The following is a 14,010-nucleotide window of genomic DNA, read 5'->3' on the forward strand; positions in this document are numbered from 1 at the left end:
GCCATGCGCGGGCCGCTCAATCTCCTGACCGACATCAAGGGCGTGGCTGTCGGCCACGCCACTGATCTGGCGCTCGGCTCAGGCGTGACAGCGGTCATCTTCGACAAGCCGGCTGTTGCTTCAGGAACGGTCCTGGGCGGGGCTCCGGGAGGACGGGAAACCGCGCTCCTCGATCCCGCGATGACGGTCGAGACGGTCGATGCCTTCGTCCTCTCCGGAGGTTCGGCCTTCGGCCTCGACGCGGCAGGCGGTGTCCAGTCTGGCCTTCGGCAAGCCGGTCGCGGCTTTCCCGTCGGCGATACCCGTGTCCCGATCGTTCCCCAGGCGATCCTGATGGACCTCCTGAACGGTGGCAACAAGGACTGGGGCCTCCACTCCCCCTATCGCGACCTGGGCTACGCCGCATTCCAGGCGGCAGAGGGCGGAGCCTTCTCCCTGGGCAGCGTGGGCGCCGGCACCGGAGCGACCACCGCGACGGTCAAGGGCGGCGTGGGATCGGCGAGCGCAGTGACCTCCGGCGGCCATGTGGTTGCAGCGCTGGTTGCGACCAATGCCATGGGCTCCGCTACCGTGGGGGACGGGCCGCATTTCTGGGCTGCACCGTATGAGATCGACGACGAGTTCGGCGGCTTGGGCCTTCCCTCCCCGGTCGATACCCGGATGCGCCTCAAGGGCGTGAATGTCACGGCGACCACGATCGGGGTGGTGGTGACAGATGCGATCCTGACCAAGACGCAGGCGCACCGCCTGTCCATCGCTGCCCATGACGGTCTTGCCCGGGCTATCCTCCCGGCCCACCTTCCCTCCGACGGCGACACCGTGTTTTCCGCGGCAACCGGGGAGAAGGCGGTGGGCGACATGCCGGTCCTGATGGAGATATTCCATCTCGCCGCCCTGGTCTTGTCGCGAGCCATCGCGCGCGGTGTCTTCGAGGCAACCCCATTGCCGGTCGCGGGTGCGCAGCCCGCGTGGCACGACCGCTTTGGCGGCAGCGCTAGCGGCTGAGCTTGTCCAAGGCCGTTTCCAGCCGCTCCCATTGATCTTCGGAGGGAAGGCCGATCCGCAGCTCGTCCGGGCGTCCCACAAACCGCCGAGCGAAGATGCCTTGCCTCCCGAGTACGTCGAAGATGCGCTGCGCATCCGCCTGACGGATGAAACGAAAGAGCGACGTCCCGCCCGCCACGTTTATTCCATGGCCCGCGAGCAACGCATCGAGACGTCCCGCGCACGCCTCAAGCCGCTCGCCCATCTCCAACCTCCACGCCTCGTCCGCAAGCGCCTCGCTGCCGATGTGGAGCGCCGGGCCGGATACCGCCCAGGGTCCTAGCTCACCTTCGATCTGCGCGATGATATCGGGACGAGAGATCGCAAAGCCGAGCCGCAGCCCCGCCATGCCGTAGAACTTGCCGAAGGATCGCAGGACCAGCAGTCCTCCGCCATCGACCGCGTCCGCGACACTCTCCCGCCCAGAAGCATCCTGGAAGGCCTCGTCGACGACGAGAAGCCCGCCCTTGTCACGCATGCGTGCGGCGAGGTCGAGAAGATGTGCTCGCTGGACGATCCTGCCCGTCGGATTGTTCGGGTTGACGATCACGGCAAGATCCGCCCCGGCCAGCGCGGCCACGTCCTCTGTTTCCGTCACTGCGTAGCCCGCCAGGTGCGCGGCTCGCGCGTGCTCCGCATAGGTCGGCGACAGGACGGCCGCGGCCGATCCTTTCACAAGCCTCCTGGCAACGATCGGCAAAAGAATCTGCGTTCCCGGTCCCGCGACCACATGCGAAGCCGAGGGGGTGCCATAGGCGCGGGCAGCGACGTCCTTCAGCCTTTCCAGTTCCCCAGGGTCAGGCAGTCGAGAGAAAACATTGGTCGGCAAGGGTGAATACGGATAGGGATTCGGGTTGACGCCGGTGGAGAGATCGATCCAGGGCTCGGGCGCATCGGGGAAGAGCGCGCGGGCCCGTGCGAGATTGCCGCCGTGTTCAATTGCACCGCCAATAGAATTTCCAGACGCCATCGGCCCAATGTACCTCCTTCTCGCATTCCTCGCGCTGCTGACAGAGCGCGTCATCGGTTATCCAGGCTGGGTATATCGTCTGATCGGGCATCCCGTCACTTGGATTGGAAGCCTGATTTCGGCTCTGGATACGCGCTGGAACCGGGATGGTGATCCAGCTGGCCGCCGCAGATGGGCCGGCATCGCCGCGCTTGCCGTCATCATCTCCGTGGTTGCTTCACTGTCAGTGATCCTCGAGAGCCTGCTTCTGGCCGTCCCCCTGGGCTTTTTCGTTCTCGTGCTGGTGGCGGCAAGCCTCCCCGCGCAGAAGAGCCTCGAGCAGCATGTCGAGGCCGTCGCTTCGGCCCTCGAAACCGGTGGCCTGCCGGCCGCGCGCATCGCGGTCTCGATGATCGTCGGGCGCGACCCCGACAATCTGGATGAACCCGCCGTCTGTCGTGCGGCGATCGAAAGCCTTGCGGAGAATTTCTCGGACGGTATCGTTGCTCCGGTATTCTGGCTCGGCCTCGGCGGCCTTGCAGGGGGGGCCGCCTACAAGGCGATCAACACCGCCGACAGCATGATTGGACATCGTTCACCACGCCACGAGGCATTCGGCTGGGCGTCGGCCCGTCTCGACGACCTGGTGAACCTGCCGGCATCGCGCTTGAGCGCTCTGCTATTCATCACCGCGGCCTGCCTGGTCCCCGGCGCCTCACCCCGCAGCGCCATCGCAGCCGTCATGCGCGACGCCCGACTTCACCGCTCGCCGAACGCGGGCTGGCCGGAGGCTGCGATGGCAGGCGCCCTGGGAATTGCCCTGGCGGGCCCGCGCAGCTATGGCGGCCGGATGGTCGAGGCCCGCTTCATGGGCGAAGGCGGCCGCAAGGACCTTGACGCGTCCGACATCCGCCGCGCGCTACGACTCGCGCGGGTCGCCGACGCGCTCCTCATAGGGGCTTTCGGGCTGGCGGCCCTCGTTCTTACCCGTTGACCGGTCGGGCGAACGCACGGTCATCGCGGTATCAATTTCCGCCCTTGGGCGCCGCGAACCGGCCATCATAGGGAAGCCCGATCTCTCCCAGGGCGGACACGGCGGAGAAGTTCAGAAGGTCGATCCCGCGTTCCGCGCACACGGTTTTCGCAAGCGCGACATGACCCAGGATGCGTTCTTTTGCCCTCGCCACCCCTGAGCGTGCGGTGTCTCCTGCCGTTTCGTAGAAACGGGGCGTGTCTGCATTGGAGATGTCTATTCCGAAGAGCCCGATGCGCTGCGGCCTGCAGAAGATCGCGAATTGCAACGCGCTGATCGCGACCGAGCCGCCCTGGAAGACACCGCGCGCGGGATCATCGGAAAACCCGCTCGCCCCGTCATCGCTCAGCCGCGCAAACGGCAGTTCGGCAAGGGCCGGGTTATGACGCCGTGCGCCGCCATATGGCTTTCGGATATCGTCGATCAGAATGATGTGCTTGTCCGATAGCCAGCCGCTGTCCAGTTCGCAGATGGCCCGCATCACGCTCGGCGAGAACAGGCAGATCGTGCCTGCCCTGATCTTCTCCCGCATCAGCGAGAAGTGACGCCAGACAAAGCGCTCGTCCTCGATAGCGACCGCGAGGGCTTTTTCAACGTCTCCACCAAGCAGGCTGATCGCGCCGTTGAGCAGAATGGCCGAGCCGGAAGCGATTCCGGAGACGTCATTATCGCGGATTGATGGTCCGGAGCCGATTATGTTGATCTCGCTTCCGGCCGCGGCCCTCAGATGCGCCGGGTGCAACAGCGGGGCAATCCTTGCCCCACGGTACGTCACCTCCCCTGAGGCGCCCTCTGCGAGCGGAATGTCGAGTTTCAGGCCCGGCCAGGCATTCTGGGCGTGCGCGCGCGACTTGCCGAGCATGACCTGGGCGAGGATCTTGATGATGGATCGCCGCAAGGGCCGTTCAGATCTTGATCTCATAGGCAGGACAAACCTTGTTTCGAGAGCGCGGCCATCTGCGGAAGGCCAGCCTGAGTTGACCACGACAGGGTTTACCGAACAAATGTTGCAGCGAAAAGCCGGCCTGGCGAGTTAAGTCCTGTCAACTGAAGTCGAAGGTTCGTGGAATGGCATTTCAGGAGGTAAAGACTCGGTTCTACCGTCAGCTCAAATATTCGCTCGTCCGACCAAAGCCCCCGAAGGCGCCGTTTGCCTTCACAGCGCCTGTGGTCGTGGTTGGGTCCGCACCCCTTTCGAACAAGCCTCAAGGTCTGCATGAGGGGTTCACAACCATCACGGTGAACGGTTCACAATCCGTGCTCAAGCAGTGGGGCATCGACGTGCCCGACATCACCTTCATGCAGTTCAACCAGGTCCGAGGGACCAATACCAACGCTCTCGAGGTGCGGCGGGTTCTGAACGGCAAGCGCACAGGCCACCTCTATGTCTTTCTCTGGCGAGAGGGACGCCCTGCGCTGGAACAGGGCCTTGCCGCGTTCAACTACCGGCATGACAAGCTGCACCTCGTCAACCGTTACCAGCGCATGGCTCTTCTGGGCCGAATGTGCGGATTCCAGAGCCTGGAGATCGAGGCCGAAGATAAGTGCTCCAACGGCATCAATGCGGTGCTGTTCGCTTTATACCACAAGGCCCCGGCCGTGATCCTGACCGGCATAAACCCGGCAAGCGCGGGACACGCCTATAATCGCGAGGACTTGCCTCGCCTGCATCAGAGCATGGATCTGAAGGTCCTGCAAAAGCTGCTCGCCGCAAACCACCCGGTCTTCACGGCCGATCCCGAGGTCTCTTCATTGACCGGACTGCCCCTGTGGGCAGGCCGTGGCGACTGACAAGCGCAGGCGGTCAGCTCCCGATGTCGATGCGGTTTTCGCTCAGGAAGTTCACCATGGCGAGATCCTCGACCTCGTTCTCCTGGATGATGCGCATGGTGGTCCGCATCTTGTCTTCCACCCGCGCCGCCGAGGCCGCGTAGGTCGAGCCTCTCGCCATCTTCGCCAGCATCTCCTCTTCCGACTTGCTGTAGTAGTGGTTGAGCTGCAGCGCCTTGTTGGAATAGAAGCCCTGCTGCTTGCGCCCCCTCCGATCGGCACGTTGACCAACGTCATTGCACGTAAGGTCACCAAAATGGCGGGTCGTGAAATGGTGGACCGCCACTTCCGTCACTTCGCAAGGATCGACGATGCACTTGAAGTTCGAGGCCGGCTCTCCCCCGCCGATCGGCTTTGCGGCGCGCCGCGTATAGTTCGTCAATATGCCGCCCGCGGGTTTCTGCTTGTGCCCGCTGGTGCCGAACATGTGCCATGGCAGCGATACATTGGGGAAATCTCCGGTAGCGGCCAGCGCCTCCTCGATTGTCTTTCCGGTCATCGGCAGCAGGAATTCGTCGACATCGATGAACGCCATGCGCCGGAACCGGCCGCCAAAATTCAGGATCGCATGGGCGAAGGCCACCACCTGTCCATCGATCGGCTGACCGGTCTTGGCGGCAGCCACGCGACCCGCCCAGGGAACGATCGTCAGTTCGCTCGCATCCAAGGTGCTTGCGAGGACGCTGCAGGTCTCATCGGTCGAGCCGTTGTCATAGACGATGAAATGCTTCACGCCGACCGCTCGATGGAAGCACGCCCATTCGGCTATATAGGCTGCCTCGTTCTTCACGCAGACGGCGATGGCGACGCCGGCGCGATCCGGACGGGGCGCCGGCGGCTCTATCGAGAGGTTCTTTATTGAAGATTGCGACCGCCTGAACCAGCCCATCGAGCCTCGTCTCCCTCGTAGAATTGATAGCGGAAGCATCCCGCCGGCAACCGGCCAGGATATCTCCGACTTACGGAACGCTATCGCTCGCCACCAGTTTCCTGACGGATCGTCTACTTCTCAATGAACGGCATGGGAAGTGGCGACCGCGTTGACACTCTTCCTTTTATCGTGCTTGTCTGCGCCTCTGTTAATTTACTCATTTTCGAATGTTCACACAAAAAGGCGCGGCGCTGATCGCTCCTTCCATCAAGCAAAGGGTGATGCATGAGAGACGACGTAGCGCAGATCTTTGTCGGTTTCGATTCGAAGGAAGTGGTTGCCTATCACGTCCTTTGCCAAAGCATCATCGAACGATCTTCCATACCGGTGGTCTTCTCTCCGATCGTCCTTGACAACCTCCAGGGCGTTTTCACTCGCGAGCGCAATCCGCTGCAATCGACGGAATTCTCCTTTTCCCGCTTCCTGGTCCCGTATCTCAGCGACTACCGAGGCTGGTCGATCTTCATGGATTGCGACATGCTCGCCCGCGCCGACATCGCGGAGCTTTGGGCCCTGCGCGACGACAAATGGTCGGCGATGTGCGTCAAACACGACTATGTTCCGAAGGTCGAGACGAAGTTCCTCGGCCAGACGCAGACCAAGTACGAGAAAAAGAACTGGTCGAGCATGATCCTGTTCAACAACGCGAAATGCGGCGCCCTGACCCGGGACTACGTCAACACGGCAACCGGCCTGCAACTGCATCAGTTCAAGTGGCTCGACAGCGACGACCAGATCGGCGAGGTGCCCGTGACGTGGAACTATCTCGTGAACGAGTATGACTATCGCGAGGATGCGAAGCTGGTCCACTTCACAGACGGCGGTCCCTATTTCGAGGACTACAAGGACGATGATTACGCGGAGGAATGGTTCGCCATGCGCGACAAGGTCGTCTCCGTGCATCAGAAGTAGAGATGAACACGGGAGTTCCCCCAGTCGGCGTTGAGGCCGCCCGGCTACCCCGGCCGGGGGCAGTTTCGGGCCTGTCCGAAAGCTCGAACTGGCGGGAGATCCTCGCGCCCTATTCGCACATTGTGCTGGTCGCCAACAGCGGCGCGCTGAACGTCGCGGATATTCAGCCGCAGTATCCCGCCACCACACTCTTCGTGTTCTTCAACAGGGTCTACAAGAGCCTGGACAAGCCTTTCGACGGGCATGCGCTGCTGGTATCGCGGGCGCAGCCGAAGGGGGCGAACATCGTGTACCGCAACGAGGTCTCCGATGTTCTTTCCTATTTTGCCCAGGCACATTTTCTCGGCATCCTGAACATCCGCCTGGCAGCCAGCGAGAAACTCAATACCTCCGCGGATTACCAGAACGCGCCGACCGGCCATCTCGATCTCCTCGGTTATTGCGACAGTTTCTACACGAGCGGCAAGACGCCGACGAGCGGGTTCGCGATCGCCCTCTGGCTCAGCGAGTTGAGGCTCCCGGCAAAAATCGTTCTTGCCGGTTTCTCGGCAAAGCGCACGGCGAAATGGCGGGTGGTCTCAATCCATGACTGGAGCTTCGAGCAGACTTTCCTCCGCGTATTCGCCCGCCTCGGCAAGGTCACGATCGAGGGCGGGGTTCCGAAAAATCCCTATGCCGCGCTGGCCGAGCGGTTCCCCGAAATACCGCCGTCCGACATCGAACTCGCGGCCACCGAGGTCCTGTCAGAACGCCTGTCCCACAGCGATGGCGAGATCGACAAGCTGATCTCCCTGACCAATTTCATCCGGGCGGGCGACGAGTTCCTGAGGGGTCTCCGGCCGAGCAGCGTCAAGCGGCGCATCCGGGGTTCGCGGTGACCGGGGATCGGCGCGGCTGGTGCGCCCGCCCCTCATTCGCGGCAGTGCAAGATCGAAACAAGTGAGCAGACGCGCCGGCCGAGCGATTCATCCTTGACCAATCTCCCCGCAGCCGTGATGAGACCGCGAGGTGGGCGTTGCAAAACTCCCCCGACGCGTGCATCCGACCTGGAATTTTCCCGATGAAGCGCATTTTCGATTTTGCCGTTGCTGCCCTGGCGCTGGCCGTTTTCGCCGTTCCCATGCTTTTCATCTGGATAATCGTGAGAGCGACATCTCCCGGACCTGCCCTATACTGGTCCCAGCGCGTCGGCCGAGACAACAAGCTCTTCTGGATGCCTAAGTTCCGGACCATGAAGATAGATGCGCCCGTCGTTGCGACCCACCTCTTGGAAAACCCCGCGCAGCATCTTACGCCGGTGGGCAGCTTCCTGCGGAAAACCAGTCTCGACGAGTTGCCGCAATTGTGGTCCATCCTGAAGGGCGACATGAGCTTCGTCGGGCCACGACCGGCCCTTTTCAATCAGGAAGATCTGGTGGCAGCTCGCACGGAGAAGAATGTTCACAGGCTTCCCCCGGGCCTGACCGGCTGGGCGCAGGTCAATGGCCGGGACGAACTCGCCATCCCTGAAAAGGTAAAGCTTGACGCTGAGTACCTGCATAGGCAGAGCTTCTGGTTTGACCTTCGCATTCTTGGCATTACTGCCCTGAAGGTGCTGGGTGCAGCGGGCGTAAAGCACTAGATGGTTATCGGGATGGCATTTCAGACACGCGCGAGACTATCTGCGCCGGCGGGCAGGAGATCGCAATGATCCCTGCGCTCTCCGAAACCCGCATGGTCCAGAAGCTCAGGGAAAGGATCATCGGGACACCGCGCGTCTGGAAGCGGGTGATCATGATCGGCCTCGACATCGCAACGCTGATGTTCACCCTGTGGGCGAGCTATGCGATCCGTCTTGCTGTCTGGACACCCACGATCACGACCGAGCGACTTGTTCTTGCCGCCCTCGCTCCGGCGATCGCCATTCCGGTATTCATCCGTCTCGGCCTCTACCGTTCCGTCATCCGCTATCTTCCGGAAGCTGCGATCTGGACGATATTGAAGGCCATGGTCATCGCGACCGCCGGATGGGTCATCGTCATCTTCCTGATGGAGATGGCGGGACAGGGGATCGTCCCCCGCTCCATTCCATTTCTCTATTTCATTCTCGGCACGCTGCTGATCGGCGCGATCCGCTTCGGCCTCAAATGGATCGTCACGACAGGGACCGGTCTTCGACGTGACGAGGAGCCGATCCTGATCTACGGGGCAGGCCCGAGCGCGGCGCAACTGGCCCGTGCCTTGCGGGGCCACGGCAATCGCTTCGTCATGGGACTGGTGGATGACGACCCTCGCAACCACGGCACCGAGATCGCCGGCTACAGGGTCTTCCCTTCCAGCGACCTGCCTGGCCTGATCGACCGGTACGGCATCAAGGAAATCGTCCTCAGCATGTCTGCCATCCCGGCTGACACGCGCCAGAAGGTGATTGCACGCGTTACGGGGCTGAATGTCAGGGTCCGCACCTTGCCGGACATATCCGACATCGTGGATGGCCGTTATATCGTCAACCAGATCCGGGAGATCGAGCTGGATGAGTTGCTCGGCCGCTCGTTCGTTCCGGCGGACAAGGAATTGCTGGCGGAAGCGATCAGCGGCAAAGTCGTCATGGTGACGGGAGCCGGCGGCTCCATCGGATCCGAGCTCTGCAGGCTCATCGTTCGCTGGAAACCAAGCAAGCTCGTATTGCTGGAAGCCAGTGAATACGCGCTCTACCAGATCGAGCAGGAACTGCTGGGCAAGGGGGACGTGAACATCGTCCCGGTGCTGGGGTCGGTCACCGACGACAAGACCGTAAGGCGCGCTCTGCGTACCTACGCTCCACAGGTGCTCTACCACGCCGCCGCCCACAAGCATGTCCCTCTCGTTGAGGCGAATGTGCTGGAAGGCATCCGCAACAACGTCTTCGGGACCCTGACCGTTGCGACGGCAGCCGCGGACGAAGGGGTGGAAAGCTTCGTGCTGATTTCGTCGGACAAGGCCGTGCGACCCACGAATGTGATGGGCGCCACCAAGCGATGGGCGGAGCTTATCGTTCGCCTGAAGGCGACGGAGGTGGAAACCAAGGCCGGATGCCAGACCTTCTGCGCGGTTCGCTTCGGGAATGTGATCGGTTCCAATGGCTCGGTCGTCCCCCGCTTCAAGCAGCAGATCGCCAATGGCGGTCCCGTGACCGTGACCGATCCCGACATGACCCGTTACTTCATGTCGATCCCCGAGGCCGCCGAGCTTATCGTTCAGGCGGGAACGCTTTCTGCTGGCGGTGACGTCTTCCTTCTCGACATGGGGGAGCCCGTCCGCATCGGCGATCTGGCCGCCAACATGATCCGTCTCGCCGGCTTCAAGGTACGCGATCCGCAAAGCGAGACTGACACCGGCATCGCCATCGAGGTGATCGGCCGGCGCCCGGGCGAGAAGCTGTACGAGGAACTCTTCTACGACCGCAACAATGCCAAGCCCACCCGCCACCCGAAGATCCTCCGGGCCGATTCCGCCACCATCCTCGGCTACGACATGGTCGGCGCACTCCACGACCTGCAGCAGACATTGGCGGATGAGGACGAGGCGATGGCCCGAAAAGTCCTATTCGGGATGATCACTGAAGACATAACCGAGGCAGACCAGGTTGCCGCCAGCCTCGGACGCTGAGGAGGCACGGCGATGGGAGTGACGCTCGTCACCGGTGCATCGGGTTTCGTCGGGACGCATCTTCTGAAGGAGATGCGCGAGCGCGGTCTTGCCGTGCGAGGCGTCAGTCGCAGTAAGGCGGCGGGGACGCTCACCATTCCCTCCTATGGTCCCGAATTGGACTGGAGGCCGTATCTCGAGGACGTCGATACCATCGTTCACCTGGCGGCCAGGGTGCATGTCATGCGGGAGACGGCCACGGATCCGCTCGCGGAGTTCCGGAGAGCGAATGTCGATGCCACGCTCCATCTTGCACGGCAGTCGGCCGCGGCAGGCGTCCGGCGCTTCGTCTTTGTCAGCACGATCAAGGTGAACGGCGAGCGCACCGAACCCGGGAAACCCTTCACCGCCGACGACCAGCCGAACCCCCAGGACCCCTATGCGGTTTCCAAAGCCGAGGCTGAGGCGGCGCTCACGACCCTGGGTCACGAGACCGGAATGGAGATCGTCATCATCCGCCCGCCCCTCGTCTACGGACCGGGTGTGGGAGGAAACTTCAAGAGCCTCATGAAATGGGCTTCATTCGGCCTGCCTTCGATATTCGAGGATGTGAAGAACCGGCGCTCGCTGGTCTTCGTAGGCAACCTCTGCGACCTGATCATCACGACCCTCTCACACCCGAACGCCGCAGGTCGCGTGCTGCTTGCCGGTGACGGACCGGCGCTCTCGACCCACGAACTGCTCGTGAGCCTTGCCGCAGCCTTCGGGAAGAAGGCGAGAAGCGTGCGAGTTCGCGCAGGCGTGCTTCGCGTCGCAAGTGCCCTGATCGGCCGGAAGGAGGCCTTCAGACGCCTGTTGGACAATCTGGAAGTTGACGACCGAACCACTCGCCAGTGTTTATCCTGGAGACCGCCATATACGGAAGGTCCCGCGCTCGCTGTAACCGGAAGTCCCGCGGCTCATCATCTTCCCTCATCGCCGGTTGAGTGATGCCCGCCGAAGGATTGAAGATGAGCAAGACCATCCCGCTGACTGGAAAGAGGTTGCCCGGGGGAGCGCTTCCCAATTACAAAGTAACGAGCGCGGGCGTGAAGAAAGCACGACCTCTTGCCGACAGGAATTCTCTTGAGCGACGCGGTAGAACTTTGGGGTCATGATGCTTGATTCTCCTCACCTTCCGCCGCTCCTTCAGGCATCTTCCCGGCTAAAGGGCTGGCTGCACCTCACCGCGCTTCCCCTGTGGCGTTCAAACGCATTCGATGCGGAGCGCGGCTTCGCGGAATCGTTGGATTTGAACGGCGAAGCGACCCGGGTCCATCGGCGTAGCCGCGTTCAACCTCGGCAGATATATTGCTTCGCCGAAGCTGGCGTCCGGGGTTGGTCCGGAGATTGGTCTAACCCGGTTCAATCGGGTCTCGCTTACTTCGACCAGGTGTATCGCTTACCTAACGGCTTCTATGGCGCGCTCGCGACCTTCGAGGGCCGCCTGATCGACGAGAGCTTCGATCTCTATAATCAGGCCTTCGCGATATTGGCATTCTGCTACACCGCAAAAGCGATACCGGGATTAGCACCGGAGATGTCCGGCCGAGCGCTGCGCCTCCTCGAAGCCTTGAGATGTGATTACGCTCACCAGAAGGCAGGCTTCCATGAAGCGCGCCCGGAACGCCTCCCGCTCTGTTCCAACCCGCACATGCACCTGTTCGAGGCGGCGCTCGCCTGCGAAGAACAGGCGGGATTCGATAGCGAAATATGGGGGGCACTAGCCGATGAGATTGCGGAGCTCTGCATGAGCCGCTTCATCGACGGCAGGTCAGGCGCACTCCGTGAGTTCTTCGACGGGGACTGGCGACCGGCTCTCGGCATCAAGGGCCGTATTGTGGAACCAGGTCACCAGTTCGAGTGGTCATGGTTGTTGGCGATTTGGGCCGAGCGTCGCAGGATAAGCGATGCCCTGTCGGTGGCCAAACGCTTGTTTCAGATCGGCGTGACCCATGGAATCTGTCCTGAGCGCGGCGTGGCAGTCATGTCGCTTCTGGATGACTTCTCCGTTCATGACCCACTCGCGCGGCTCTGGCCTCAAACCGAATGGCTTAAGTCGGCGGTCCGCTTAGCCACCATTTCGAAGGGGGAGGAACGCGAATATTATCTGGCTTCCGCACGGAACGCAGTCAGAGCGCTCGACCTTTTCCTGGACGTGCCGCTGGCAGGTGGTTGGCGAGACAAACTGGACAAGACAGGCCGCTTCGAGGAAGAGCCTGCTCCCGGCAGTTCCTTCTATCACATAGTCTGTGCGATCTATGAACTCGAAGACCGCATGAGACAGATTGCCGAGGCATCAGGAAGGGCGGCCCACCCGCTCATATAGACGCGCATAGGAATCGGCCATTCGCTCGGCCGTGAAGTTGTCCAGATATCGCTGCCGGGCGTTCGCGCCGAATTCGTCCGCCATTTTCTGATCGTCCAACAGTCGCCTCATGGCCGCGGCCAACGCGTCGCTGTTGTCCGGATCGATGACCAGGCCGGTCACCCCGTCCCGGTTCACGTAGCTGGTACCGGTCCCGATCTCGCAAGAGATCATCGGCTTCCCCCGCATTGAAGCCTCCACAAGGGACAACCCAAAGGCCTCCGAGCGTAGGTGAGACGGGAAAACGAGGCCGACACTGAGGTCCAGAACGGCCATCTTGTCCTCGTCCGGAAGACTTCCGACGAAGTACATATTGTCAATCCCGCGACGCTGCGCCTCCTGACGAAACTCATCGGTCTCGGCGCCGCCGATCAGAACGATCGGAATGCCGGTCTTTTCCGCCGCCTCCATCAGCACGTGTATCCCCTTGTAATAGCGGAACACGCCAATGAACACGAAGAAGCGTGCCGGAAGCTTCGCCCTCCAGACGTCCCGGCGCTCCGCGTCGACGACAGGATAGCTGGCTTCGTCAAGGCCGAGAGGAATGACCTCCACCTTGGAGCTGAACTTATGAAGGACGGGGCTGGACCGGAGATAATTCGGCGAAGTCGCGACGATAGCATCCATGCTGCCCAGGAAGCGCGACATCAGCGGCTCGTACAGACGGAGCAGCGTCTTTTGCTTCACGATATCCGAGTGATAGGTGACGACCGCCGGTTTTTGCAGGTGGCTGGTCAGGTGGATGACATCCATTAACGGCCATGGAAAATGGAAGTGAATGATGTCCGCCTGCCGACCGAGCTGCCGGAACCGGCGAAACGCGGCGCGAGAAAAGCCCGTGGAAGCGACCTCGAAATCGAGCTGGGCCTTGTGCGCAAAGTGCCCGCCGAACTGGCGCGAGTTCTTCTCTGGCTCGGGACTCAGGGAAAGGACGTCTGACTGGATGCCATGCCGCTCCACACCCTGGCAGATCGCCGCGATTGTCCTTTCGACACCCCCGAAGGTATCCGGCCAATATGTCTTGAAGAAATGCAGAATTTTCATGCGGGCAAAGCCTGAGGGTCGGTTTGGAGCGGCGCAGATCAAGAACCGATTTCTCCTGGCATGGCAAGGCTCCCCGCCGCGGAGAATGGGTATACGACCGGCTCCCACCGGGCCGGGCGGCCTGACGGGGTTGTCTTGGAGAGACGGAACGTTTATTGCCGCGCTACTCACGATCCGTCACTGAACCCTCTCGATGGCGGTGACAACGGGCGGCCACGGCATTTTTGACCATAGCGATGGACTTTTCTGCTTCT

The 14,010-nt window shown here is 61.9% G+C and carries 13 protein-coding genes; 9 read left to right on the forward strand and 4 right to left on the reverse strand.

The window, feature by feature from the left end:
* Positions 1 to 3: 3 nt before the first annotated feature.
* Entirely contained in the window at positions 4 to 1,005 is a 1,002-nt protein-coding gene (locus ACWGPT_RS12740) for a P1 family peptidase (protein ID WP_452605985.1), read from the forward strand.
* Here ACWGPT_RS12740 and cobD read toward each other — a convergent pair.
* The gene (cobD, locus tag ACWGPT_RS12745; RefSeq protein ID WP_452605986.1) at positions 995 to 2,014 is read right to left on the reverse strand and encodes a threonine-phosphate decarboxylase CobD; all 1,020 of its coding nucleotides are present in this window, start codon (positions 2,012 to 2,014) and stop codon (positions 995 to 997) included. The two genes, ACWGPT_RS12740 and cobD, sit on opposite strands and share 11 nt — an antisense overlap.
* 7 nt (positions 2,015 to 2,021) lie before the next feature.
* Here cobD and cbiB point away from each other — a divergent pair, with 7 nt between their 5' ends.
* Entirely contained in the window at positions 2,022 to 2,987 is a 966-nt protein-coding gene (gene cbiB, locus ACWGPT_RS12750) for an adenosylcobinamide-phosphate synthase CbiB (RefSeq protein ID WP_452605987.1), read from the forward strand.
* Positions 2,988 to 3,018: 31 nt separating this feature from the next.
* Here the strand turns inward: cbiB and ACWGPT_RS12755 are convergent, their stop codons facing one another.
* Positions 3,019 to 3,948 carry a glycosyl transferase gene (locus ACWGPT_RS12755; RefSeq protein WP_452605988.1) on the reverse strand — a complete coding sequence of 310 codons (930 nt, stop codon included), beginning with the start codon at positions 3,946 to 3,948 and terminating at the stop codon, positions 3,019 to 3,021.
* Positions 3,949 to 4,094: 146 nt separating this feature from the next.
* On the opposite strand from ACWGPT_RS12755, the gene ACWGPT_RS12760 reads away from it, so the two are divergent.
* A complete protein-coding gene (locus tag ACWGPT_RS12760; protein ID WP_452605989.1) occupies positions 4,095 to 4,817 on the forward strand; it encodes a membrane-anchored protein in 723 nt (240 codons plus the stop codon).
* A gap of 13 nt (positions 4,818 to 4,830) precedes the next feature.
* On the opposite strand, the gene ACWGPT_RS12765 is transcribed toward ACWGPT_RS12760, so the two are convergent.
* Positions 4,831 to 5,745 (reverse strand): glycosyltransferase family 92 protein, encoded by a 915-nt coding sequence (locus tag ACWGPT_RS12765; RefSeq protein ID WP_452605990.1) that lies wholly within the window; start codon positions 5,743 to 5,745, stop codon positions 4,831 to 4,833.
* A 267-nt stretch (positions 5,746 to 6,012) separates the two neighbouring features.
* On the opposite strand from ACWGPT_RS12765, the gene ACWGPT_RS12770 reads away from it, so the two are divergent.
* The 6 genes from ACWGPT_RS12770 to ACWGPT_RS12795 all read left to right on the forward strand — a co-directional run bounded on the left by ACWGPT_RS12770 (position 6,013) and on the right by ACWGPT_RS12795 (position 12,673).
* Entirely contained in the window at positions 6,013 to 6,699 is a 687-nt protein-coding gene (locus ACWGPT_RS12770) for a glycosyltransferase (RefSeq protein WP_452605991.1), read from the forward strand.
* Between the two features lie 2 nt (positions 6,700 to 6,701).
* Positions 6,702 to 7,577 (forward strand): 3-deoxy-manno-octulosonate cytidylyltransferase, encoded by an 876-nt coding sequence (locus ACWGPT_RS12775; RefSeq protein ID WP_452605992.1) that lies wholly within the window; start codon positions 6,702 to 6,704, stop codon positions 7,575 to 7,577.
* A gap of 182 nt (positions 7,578 to 7,759) precedes the next feature.
* Positions 7,760 to 8,320, forward strand: coding sequence for a sugar transferase (locus ACWGPT_RS12780; protein ID WP_452605993.1), 561 nt, complete (start codon positions 7,760 to 7,762; stop codon positions 8,318 to 8,320).
* A 65-nt stretch (positions 8,321 to 8,385) separates the two neighbouring features.
* Positions 8,386 to 10,326: a polysaccharide biosynthesis protein gene (locus ACWGPT_RS12785; RefSeq protein WP_452605994.1), complete on the forward strand. Its 1,941-nt coding sequence runs from the start codon at positions 8,386 to 8,388 to the stop codon at positions 10,324 to 10,326.
* Positions 10,327 to 10,338: 12 nt separating this feature from the next.
* A complete protein-coding gene (locus tag ACWGPT_RS12790; RefSeq protein WP_452605995.1) occupies positions 10,339 to 11,295 on the forward strand; it encodes an NAD-dependent epimerase/dehydratase family protein in 957 nt (318 codons plus the stop codon).
* 166 nt (positions 11,296 to 11,461) lie between these two features.
* Positions 11,462 to 12,673: an AGE family epimerase/isomerase gene (locus ACWGPT_RS12795; RefSeq protein ID WP_452606218.1), complete on the forward strand. Its 1,212-nt coding sequence runs from the start codon at positions 11,462 to 11,464 to the stop codon at positions 12,671 to 12,673.
* Here the strand turns inward: ACWGPT_RS12795 and ACWGPT_RS12800 are convergent.
* Entirely contained in the window at positions 12,644 to 13,756 is a 1,113-nt protein-coding gene (locus ACWGPT_RS12800) for a glycosyltransferase (RefSeq protein ID WP_452605996.1), read from the reverse strand. The two genes, ACWGPT_RS12795 and ACWGPT_RS12800, sit on opposite strands and share 30 nt — an antisense overlap.
* Between the last annotated feature and the right edge of the window lie 254 nt (positions 13,757 to 14,010).

The sequence above is a fragment of the Pseudorhizobium sp. NPDC055634 genome, from assembly GCF_053618655.1.

What these genes read in the sequence shown, in the direction of transcription:
- ACWGPT_RS12780 (WP_452605993.1), top strand. Translation starts at nt 7,760, where the DNA reads ATGAAGCGCATTTTCGATTTTGCCGTTGCTGCCCTGGCGCTGGCCGTT.
- ACWGPT_RS12775 (WP_452605992.1), top strand. Translation starts at nt 6,702, where the DNA reads ATGAACACGGGAGTTCCCCCAGTCGGCGTTGAGGCCGCCCGGCTACCC.
- cbiB (WP_452605987.1), top strand. Translation starts at nt 2,022, where the DNA reads ATGTACCTCCTTCTCGCATTCCTCGCGCTGCTGACAGAGCGCGTCATC.
- ACWGPT_RS12765 (WP_452605990.1), bottom strand. Translation starts at nt 5,745, where the DNA reads ATGGGCTGGTTCAGGCGGTCGCAATCTTCAATAAAGAACCTCTCGATA.
- ACWGPT_RS12770 (WP_452605991.1), top strand. Translation starts at nt 6,013, where the DNA reads ATGAGAGACGACGTAGCGCAGATCTTTGTCGGTTTCGATTCGAAGGAA.
- ACWGPT_RS12740 (WP_452605985.1), top strand. Translation starts at nt 4, where the DNA reads ATGCGCGGGCCGCTCAATCTCCTGACCGACATCAAGGGCGTGGCTGTC.
- cobD (WP_452605986.1), bottom strand. Translation starts at nt 2,014, where the DNA reads ATGGCGTCTGGAAATTCTATTGGCGGTGCAATTGAACACGGCGGCAAT.
- ACWGPT_RS12790 (WP_452605995.1), top strand. Translation starts at nt 10,339, where the DNA reads ATGGGAGTGACGCTCGTCACCGGTGCATCGGGTTTCGTCGGGACGCAT.
- ACWGPT_RS12785 (WP_452605994.1), top strand. Translation starts at nt 8,386, where the DNA reads ATGATCCCTGCGCTCTCCGAAACCCGCATGGTCCAGAAGCTCAGGGAA.
- ACWGPT_RS12760 (WP_452605989.1), top strand. Translation starts at nt 4,095, where the DNA reads ATGGCATTTCAGGAGGTAAAGACTCGGTTCTACCGTCAGCTCAAATAT.
- ACWGPT_RS12800 (WP_452605996.1), bottom strand. Translation starts at nt 13,756, where the DNA reads ATGAAAATTCTGCATTTCTTCAAGACATATTGGCCGGATACCTTCGGG.
- ACWGPT_RS12795 (WP_452606218.1), top strand. Translation starts at nt 11,462, where the DNA reads ATGCTTGATTCTCCTCACCTTCCGCCGCTCCTTCAGGCATCTTCCCGG.
- ACWGPT_RS12755 (WP_452605988.1), bottom strand. Translation starts at nt 3,948, where the DNA reads ATGAGATCAAGATCTGAACGGCCCTTGCGGCGATCCATCATCAAGATC.